The sequence below is a fragment of the Spirulina subsalsa CS-330 genome (genome assembly GCF_028330765.1).
Classification (GTDB): domain Bacteria; phylum Cyanobacteriota; class Cyanobacteriia; order Cyanobacteriales; family Spirulinaceae; genus Spirulina; species Spirulina subsalsa_A.
In genome coordinates this window covers 1-8,345 of the sequence record NZ_JAQMTY010000304.1, presented here as the reverse complement: position 1 = coordinate 8,345, position 8,345 = coordinate 1, and the positions used below count along the sequence as shown (strand labels likewise).

The following is an 8,345-nucleotide window of genomic DNA, read 5'->3' as shown; positions in this document are numbered from 1 at the left end:
TTTTGCTGCGCCGCCAGTACAACTGGACTTCGCTCGTGTAGGCTGTCTGATCCATCGTCTCGGGTGGGTCGTTGACCAAGGATTATACTAACATCAAGCCGTCCTAGAAGGACGGGGTTTCTACCCAAATTTTCGATGATGATTTTTGAACAAGCTTTCCCCTTCAATTCACGGTAATACTGGGGTTAATCCAAGGTTAATGATTAACCAATAAAATGGGCAAAACCGGGGAAAAGGTGTGGAAAACGGCGATCGCTTGGGGAAAAGTCGTCCGAAGGCGGGGGGTGAAGCGTGAAATTGAAGCGGAACGATCCGCCAGTCCCTCGCCCAACGTCGCGCCAAATTGGGCGGAATCCCTCAGGGTTAGATCATGGGCGGAGGGCCAATTCAGATTATGTTAAAAAGAGTGATCCGAATGTAGCTTAATTGAATGCCTTGCTAATGTTGCAATTTCCGCTGCAATGGTTGAGGGATCTGATTCGTGCCATATTTAATGCCGAATCCCCGACACCTCATCCCACTGAAATCACCCCCCTGACCAATGATGGGTATGAATCCCTGTTCTACCAGATGTTAGAGGGGGTGGCGCAGGGGTGGCAGTGTGATGATCTGGTTCATCGCTTGGGGATTCGTCAACATGACCCCTGGTTTGTGTCGTGGCTCCATCGCTACGGCAAAAGTTTACTGCGTCAATCACCCCAGTATCTCAACCGGGAGATGGCCCAGCGGATGATGCGGTTGGGGAATTTGGGCTGTGGGGAGTTGGGGGATGTGTCGGCGGGGTTGGGACGACGCTTGCTGAATATGAGCGATCGCGCTGCCCTCAACGCCCCGCAAGCCACGAAGCCCGCCACGGTGATCACCTCTGATGATCCCCACGAACTGTTTAAATACGGCCTCGAACTCTACACCACCGGCGAACTCGATGGGGCGATGTCCCTCTGGCGCACGGCGTTAGAGCAGCGACCGAAGTTTGAGCAGGCGGAAAATGCCTGCGGAGTCGCGCTGTATTATCAGGGACAACGGGCCGAGGCCCTGGCGCAGTTTGAACAACTCCTGAGCCACCATCCCGACTCTGATTTAGGGCATTTTAACCAGGGTAATTTGTTGCTGGGGTTGGGGCGGTTTACGGAGGCGATCGCTCATTTTACCCATGGGATTGAGCAGGGGCAAGATCTAAGCTACTACGCCTATTTGGGGCGCGGCCATGCTTACCATCGCCTGGGGGATCACGCCCTGGCCTGGCGGGATTATGAGGCGGCGATCGCCCTCCGGCCGGATTGGCCCTGGGGCTATACCGGCCGGGGGATGGTGACTCTGGCCTGGGGAGATGGAGAGGCCGCGATCGCCGACTTTAGCCAAGCCCTGCACCATGACCCCAATGATCACTACGCCTACCACGGTCGGGGCCTGGCCTGGCAAGCCCTGGGGCGACACCAAGCCGCCGTCGAGGACTTCACCCAAGTCATCCTCCTCGCGCCCAACCTGCACCAAGCCTATTACAATCGCGGCAATAGCTACGCCGATTTAGGCCACTATGGCAAAGCGATCGCTGACTACAAAGAAGCGATCGCCCTCCAACCCCAATCCGTCTTCGCCCTCAACGGTCGCGGCCTAGCCTTGAGTAAAACTGGACAAACCGAGGCCGCCCTCGCCGACTTCACCACGGCTCTGGCGCTAGATTCTGACTGTTGGCAAGCCTGGGTTAATCGTGGCTGGACGCTCTACAACGCCCCCGACCAGGGCCCCACCGCCGCCCTGCAAAATTGGGAAACCGCCATCAATGAACTGCAACACCTCAGCCACGATCGCGCCCTCGCCCTCGGAACTTTGGCCCATGCCATCGGCCTCGTTTTCGGGAAGGTGGCGCAAACGCAACCGAAGCAGGCGCGACCGCTGCTAGAACGTGCGATCGCCGCCCTCCGCCGCAGCCTCGACTTTCTCCAAGACCAGCCCAACCTTGAAGCCTACTACCTAGAGGTGATGACGGATCTAATCGTCACCTATCAGCGCACCGGCAGCATCCTCAACACCAAAAATCACCTCAACATTGCCCTGCTGATCATCAATCAACTGCAACTCAACGCCATCAATCTCAGCCAAAAACGGCGCTGGTTGCATCAATTGCGGGGGATCTATCAACTCAAAGTGGAGCAACTGTCCCAAGCCATCGACCCCAAACAGCGGCTCCAAGCGATCGAACTGGCCGAAGAACGGCGCAACGCGCTGCTCCAGAGTCAACTCAATCCCGACTGGGACGGTCAGATCCTGCCGCCCCCCACCTATAGCCAGATGCAACAGTTGCTCACCGAAGAAACCGGGCTGCTCTATTGGCACATTAGTCCCGCCAGCATTACCCTGTTTGTCGTGCTCCATCGGCAGCCCTTACAGGTGATCCAGGGCAACTACGACCAACTGAGCCAGTTTCGGGATTGGTGGCAGCAGTGGTCAAGCTTGGAATTTGTCAGTGAGCAGCACAGCCAACAGCCCGAAGATGATCAGCATTGGCGCAATCAACTCTTGCCGCGCTTGGCGGAACTCGGTGAGATTTTGCAATTGGCCCAGGTGTGGGAACGGTTGCCGGAAGACCTGACCCATCTCATCATCGTGCCCCATCAGGAATTGCATCTCGTTCCCCTCCATTTGGCGATTAATCATCCCCAGTTTGACCATCTTGCCTATGTGGTGACCTATCTGCCGTCGGTACAGATGGGGTTAACCCTGCTACAACATCAGCACGATCACCCGTTGCCGGCAGTGCGATCGCTCCTCACCATTGCCGGATCGGCCGGGGTTTCTCCCCATGCCACTACCGAAGTGGCGATCGTGGCTCAGTTTTTTGAGCATCACTCGATCGACCCAGGCCAGGCCACGCCCACACAGGTGCAGTCTGCCTTGGCCACAGCGGTGGAACTGTGCCATTTTGCGGGGGATGCTTGGTGGGATGGGACATGGGGCGAAACCTCAGGTTTGCAGTTGGCGAATGATCGCCAGGTTGCGATCGCTCAACTCAAGCACCTCGACGCACCCACGCCCCCCTTCGTCTGTCTGTCGGGCCATTGGCTCCAGTTGGGGCCCGATTTTCGCCTTGACCTCGAAGGCTTAGGGTTCCCAACGGTCTTTTTGCACCAAGGGTCTAGCCATGTGGTGGTGAGTCTCTGGCCCGTGGGGGAAATATCCACAGCGTTGCTGATGGGGTATATGTATGCCTTGTTAAAGGACAACATCACGCCGGCGATCGCCCTCCATCAGTCCCAAAACTGGCTCCAAACCTTAACCTATCAAGACCTGCTGCACCATTACGAGACCCTCCTCAAACACCTGACCCACGCCGCCCCCCCCGGCCTTGACCACCTCAAAATCGCCCAAAACCTCGCCCAAGCCAAAGCCGAACGCCTCGGCCCAACGATCTGCCCCTACGCCCATCCCTACTATTGGGCGGGTTTCACGATCACGGGCCTGCCCTACGGCCTCCACACCCCCTAGTCCCTTCGCCCTCGGTGGGGAACCCTTGGGCACTCCCCATCCCGACTTCATCTAAAAAAGTATTAAAGACAGCAACACCTCCGGCAACTCACCCCATACACTGGGGAGTTAATCCCTATTTATGCTGTGTTGAGAGGCCGCTTTACCGTGAAATTAGCCACCCGCATCAATCAAGTTCCTGCATCGATGACATTAGCCATTGCCGCCAAGTCCAAGGCGATGAAAGAGGACGGCATTGATGTGTGTAGCTTTAGCGCGGGAGAACCGGATTTTGATACCCCCGACCATATTAAAGCAGCGGCGAAAGCGGCCCTTGATGCGGGCAAAACGCGCTACGGCCCGGCGGCGGGGGAACCCAAATTGCGCGATGCGATCGCCCACAAACTCCAAACCCATAACCAACTCCCCTACGAAGCCGCGAATGTGATTGTCACCAACGGCGGCAAGTTTTCCCTCTATAACCTGATGATGACCCTGATCGAACCGGGGGATGAGGTGATTATTCCCGTGCCCTATTGGGTGAGCTATCCGGAAATGGTGAAGCTCGCCGGGGGTACGCCGGTTTTAGTGGAGACCACGGCAGAATCCGGCTACCGAATTACCCCGGAGCAGTTGCAGGCGGCGATTACCCCCCAGACGAAACTGTTTGTGCTCAATTCGCCCTCGAACCCCACCGGCTCGGTGTATCCGCCTGCGGAGATCCGGGCGTTGGCGGCTGTGGTGGTAGCGGCGGATATTCTCGTCGTGTCCGATGAGATTTATGAAAAGATTCTCTACGATGGGGTGGAGCATTTGAGTATTGGGGCGGTGAGTCCGGCGGCGTTTGAGCGGACGATTATTAGTAATGGGTTTGCGAAGGCCTACGCGATGACGGGCTGGCGGTTGGGCTATGCGGCGGGGCCGTTACAACTCATTCAGGGGATGAATAAGATGCAGGGTCACAGTACCTCCAATGTTTGCACCTTTGCGCAGTTTGGGGCGATCGCTGCCCTCGAAGGCACTCAGGAGCCGTTGGAGATCATGCGGGCGGCGTTTACGGAACGGCGGGCCTATGTGTTGGATGCGATCGCCGCCATTCCGGGGATTTCCTGCACGCGGCCCGATGGGGCGTTTTATGTCTATCTTGACATCGCTAAACTCGGTGTCCCGGCCCTGGAATTTTGCGATCGCTTCTTAGACGAGCATTTTGTTGCCTCCGTCCCCGGTGAGGCCTTCGGTACGCAAGGCTGCGTCCGGTTCTCCTATGCCACCAGCCTAGACTCCATCAAAAAAGGCATGGATCGCCTCCAAACCTTCGTGGCTAAACTCACCTAACCCAATCCCAGAACCAACGCGGCCTAGTGTCACGACACACCTTAACCGGTGGGTTACGGCGGATTGCTAGATTACAGTGATGGCAGGAGTTTAAGCCGCCTAACCCACCCTACAATAAAGTATCATTTTGGCTGTGTCACGCCACTAGGGGGAAGCGATGTCATTGCGCTCGGCAATCACGGCGCGGGGGACGCGGACGAGTTGGTACGCGCCCTCTTGGTCGAGGGTTTGATAGTCCTGGGGCTTGAGGTCGAGTTCGTCGATGATTACCGGGTTGGCGAGAATGAGGACAGAGGTGGCATCGTCTGGGGGATTGTCGCGGGTGCGGTTGACGTAGGTGGCGGCGTGGGGAGCGTGGGAAAAGTAGTGAATGGGGGTTTGGGCGTAGAAGGAAACGCTGGGTTTGCGAAAGCCAATCATGAAGAGTTCTTCGGTGGGTTGTTTTTCGTGACCGGCGCGGATGGCCAGGTGGCGGAGGGGGGCCTGTCGTTCCTGATCGACGAGGACAAGGGTGGGGATCATCGTGAAGTTGAGGAAGCAGAAAAAGCCGATCACCTGGGCCACAATCACCCAACGCCAGGTTTTGCGATGGAGGAGCAAGAACGCGATCGCAATCCCCAAGGCGATCCAAATGACGCTGCCAATTTCCGGCATTAGGGATTGGTCTAAGGTCTGGGAAAAGTTGGGGGCGGCGGTATCCGGGCCGAGAATGCTGGGGAAAATCCACCAAAAGACCCCGGTGGCGATCGCAAATATCGCACTCAACACCCCCGTGATTAAGATCCCTGCCGTATGGCGCGGTTGACGGGCCATGGAGGGTAACTTGTTCAAGGACAGTTCATAACTCCAGAGTTGCGCAACGAGGATCGCCGCCGCTGGCAGGAGGGGCAGGGTATAGCTAGGGAGTTTAGTAACGGCCACGGTAAAAAAGCCAAAGATCACAATCACCCAAATTACCGCTAACAAACCGAGTTGAGCTTGGCGGGGTTGAGCCTGCCAAAAGCGGCGTTGCCAGAGGTTGAGGCGGGCGATCGCCAGGGGCAAGGAAACCGACCAGGGCAAAAACCCCACCAGCACCACGAGAAAATAGAAATACCACGGCGCTGAATGTTGATTCACCACACGGGTAAAGCGATCGAGGTTGTGATAGCCAAAAAAGTCATTGATATAGGATTCTCCATTGGCTTGGATCACCAGCACATACCAAGGAATCGTGATCACCGCAAAAATCAGCAGCCCGCTCCAGACCTTAGCCTCCTGCCACACTGTGAAAAAATTGCCCGTGTAGACCAGAAAAACCAAGATCACCAGGCCCGGAATGACAATGCCCACGGGGCCTTTCGTGAGCACCGCCAGGGCCATCGCCCCGTAGCAGCCTAAATACCAGCGACTCGGCCAAAAGCCGCGCCGCACCTGACCTTCGTGCCCCACATAGCCCCAAAAAAAGCACAGCAGCGACACCCCGATACAGGCATTAAGGAGCATATCCGACACCCCCGTGCGGCCCCAGGCGAACATTTGCACATTGAGGGCCAACATCGCCGCCCCCAACCAGGCCGCGATCCACCGTTGCCGCAGGCTGCGACGGCTATCGGCTTGATCCATCTGGCCAGCGCGGGGCGTGGCATAGCCGAAACGATACAGCGTCAAAAAAAGACCGAGGACGAGGGCGATCGCTGACAAGGCCGACGGCAAACGCACCGTCCATTCATTCACCCCAAAGGCCAGATACCCCAACGCCATCAACCAATACACCAGGGGCGGCTTATCAAACCGTGTCACCCCATTAAAATACGGTGTCACCCAGTCCCCCGTGACCGTCATTTGGCGCGAGGCTTCGGCAAACAGCGGCTCCGTCTCATCCACGAGTCCAACACTGCCCAGCCCCCACAGAAACGCCATCACACAAATCAGGCTGAGGGTGATAATCGAAAACCAAGCGGCTTGGCGAGGTCGCTGCTCAAAGGTCTGCCACCACTGCCACAGTCCAGATTTTTCACTGCCGTTCATGATCTTCCTCCGAGAAACCCCATCCCCTTGTGGGTGGGGATGGATAGGAGCGGCAATTGAGTGGGGGTCAATCCCCCCGAAATTGCCCATTCAGTAGCCATAAGCGTAACCATCCTTCTGATGTAGAGGTTTACAGTATTTGTGACTGATGCCTTGCAATAAACCGCCAGGAGCAGCAATGTTGAAATATCCACTCGTTCGCACCGCAACCCGACCGATATAGATTCCCGCCTTTTTACCAGAGGTGACAACCGCCTTGACGATATCGCCTGTCTGAAAGCCTTGAACAAACTTGAATCGAGGCACATAGCGAGTCGGGAAACCAAACTGGTCTGTGCGGCACATCTGCCTCGTGCCGTGTCCCGTTGCCTTGATCAGCAAGGGTTGCTCACTGAACACGGTCAACTCCTCTGTTTCGCCCACACAAGCCGCATCAAAGTAATGCGTCTTGGGTAAGCCGAAACGAGTCCGATTGAATTTCGTTCGACCCCCACTCCCTGTACTGACAGGCAATCCGGTCGCTTTCAGCGCATTGAACAATGCCCATCGCGTTGTATTCACTGCTGCTGCATCCTTGAGCGGTGCTTTGGCTTGGCTCAGGACTCGCTGGAGTAAGTCAGGCTTGCCCGCTAGGAAGTCTTGAACATCCTGATTCCCCTTCGCCTGGTTGCATGAATGGCAAGCTAGGGTCAGATTCGAGACTCGATCCGACCCACCACGAGAACGGGGATGAATATGCTCGATTTCTAAAGGCAGATCCTTGGCTCCACAGTAGATACATTGACGATGAAACTTTTCCAGTAGATACTCCCTGACTTCGTAGCCCTGGAGTTCGCCCTGTTGATACTCAACCCCACTGATTTCGGCATTCTCCATCCGTTGTAAATCAAACCTGACTAACTCCTGAACGATGTTACCCATGGGGGCAAGTTTGCTCAATCGCTTCACCCAGGTGACGGTGGTGTCCACTCGATGCTGCAAGCTGGGCGCAAGCCAACCTTGAGGACGAGTGCGGTTGAGAAACCGAGCTTGACGATAGCGAGTCTTGCGATCGCGTCTACTGCGCCGGAGTTGGCGGCGAGAGAGCAGTGCCGCTTGAATCCCTTGCCCTCGGTGAATCAGTTCGGCAACCCAAATGAGTGCAGTTGCCTGAAGCAGAGCAATGCCTGTGACTTGAGAACCGGGGTCAAGTTTGAGGGTTAAAGGCTCTGGCGTGGCTTGCACCGTCTTGGGCAGAATGATGGTGAATGGATACATCCGAAACACCATCGCTTTGCCAGCTTTGAGCAATGACCGTGCCATGCCCGGAGTACAGGGCGTGAGCGGTTTACGGTGGGTATCTAGGACAAAAACGAAATTAGGAATAGACATTGTTGCGTCTCTTCTACTTGCGTGTAACGTTCGCTTCGCCAATGTTCAGAGTCGGTACTTTCCAAATGGCACTGTCTTAACCCTCTAGGACTGTTTAACCATCCGGTTTTAGAGCTTGGGACTAGCGTCGCATCCCAAGGTAAGAACTTGAACGCTTACTCTGA

General features: G+C 56.1%; 4 protein-coding genes. 2 read left to right on the top strand and 2 right to left on the bottom strand.

The genetic code is table 11. The features are described from left to right. Positions 1-441 precede the first annotated feature (441 nt). Complete coding sequence (locus PN477_RS20730) at positions 442-3,486, top strand: tetratricopeptide repeat protein (protein WP_272119331.1); 3,045 nt, start codon at positions 442-444, stop codon at positions 3,484-3,486. A gap of 147 nt (positions 3,487-3,633) precedes the next feature. After that, positions 3,634-4,800 carry a pyridoxal phosphate-dependent aminotransferase gene (locus tag PN477_RS20725; protein ID WP_272119330.1) on the top strand — a complete coding sequence of 389 codons (1,167 nt, stop codon included), beginning with the start codon at positions 3,634-3,636 and terminating at the stop codon, positions 4,798-4,800. 144 nt (positions 4,801-4,944) lie between these two features. Here the strand turns inward: PN477_RS20725 and PN477_RS20720 are convergent, their stop codons facing one another. Continuing rightward, positions 4,945-6,810, bottom strand: coding sequence for an ArnT family glycosyltransferase (locus PN477_RS20720; RefSeq protein WP_272119328.1), 1,866 nt, complete (start codon positions 6,808-6,810; stop codon positions 4,945-4,947). Positions 6,811-6,900: 90 nt separating this feature from the next. Continuing rightward, positions 6,901-8,175 (bottom strand): RNA-guided endonuclease IscB, encoded by a 1,275-nt coding sequence (iscB, locus tag PN477_RS20715; protein ID WP_417158878.1) that lies wholly within the window; start codon positions 8,173-8,175, stop codon positions 6,901-6,903. Between the last annotated feature and the right edge of the window lie 170 nt (positions 8,176-8,345).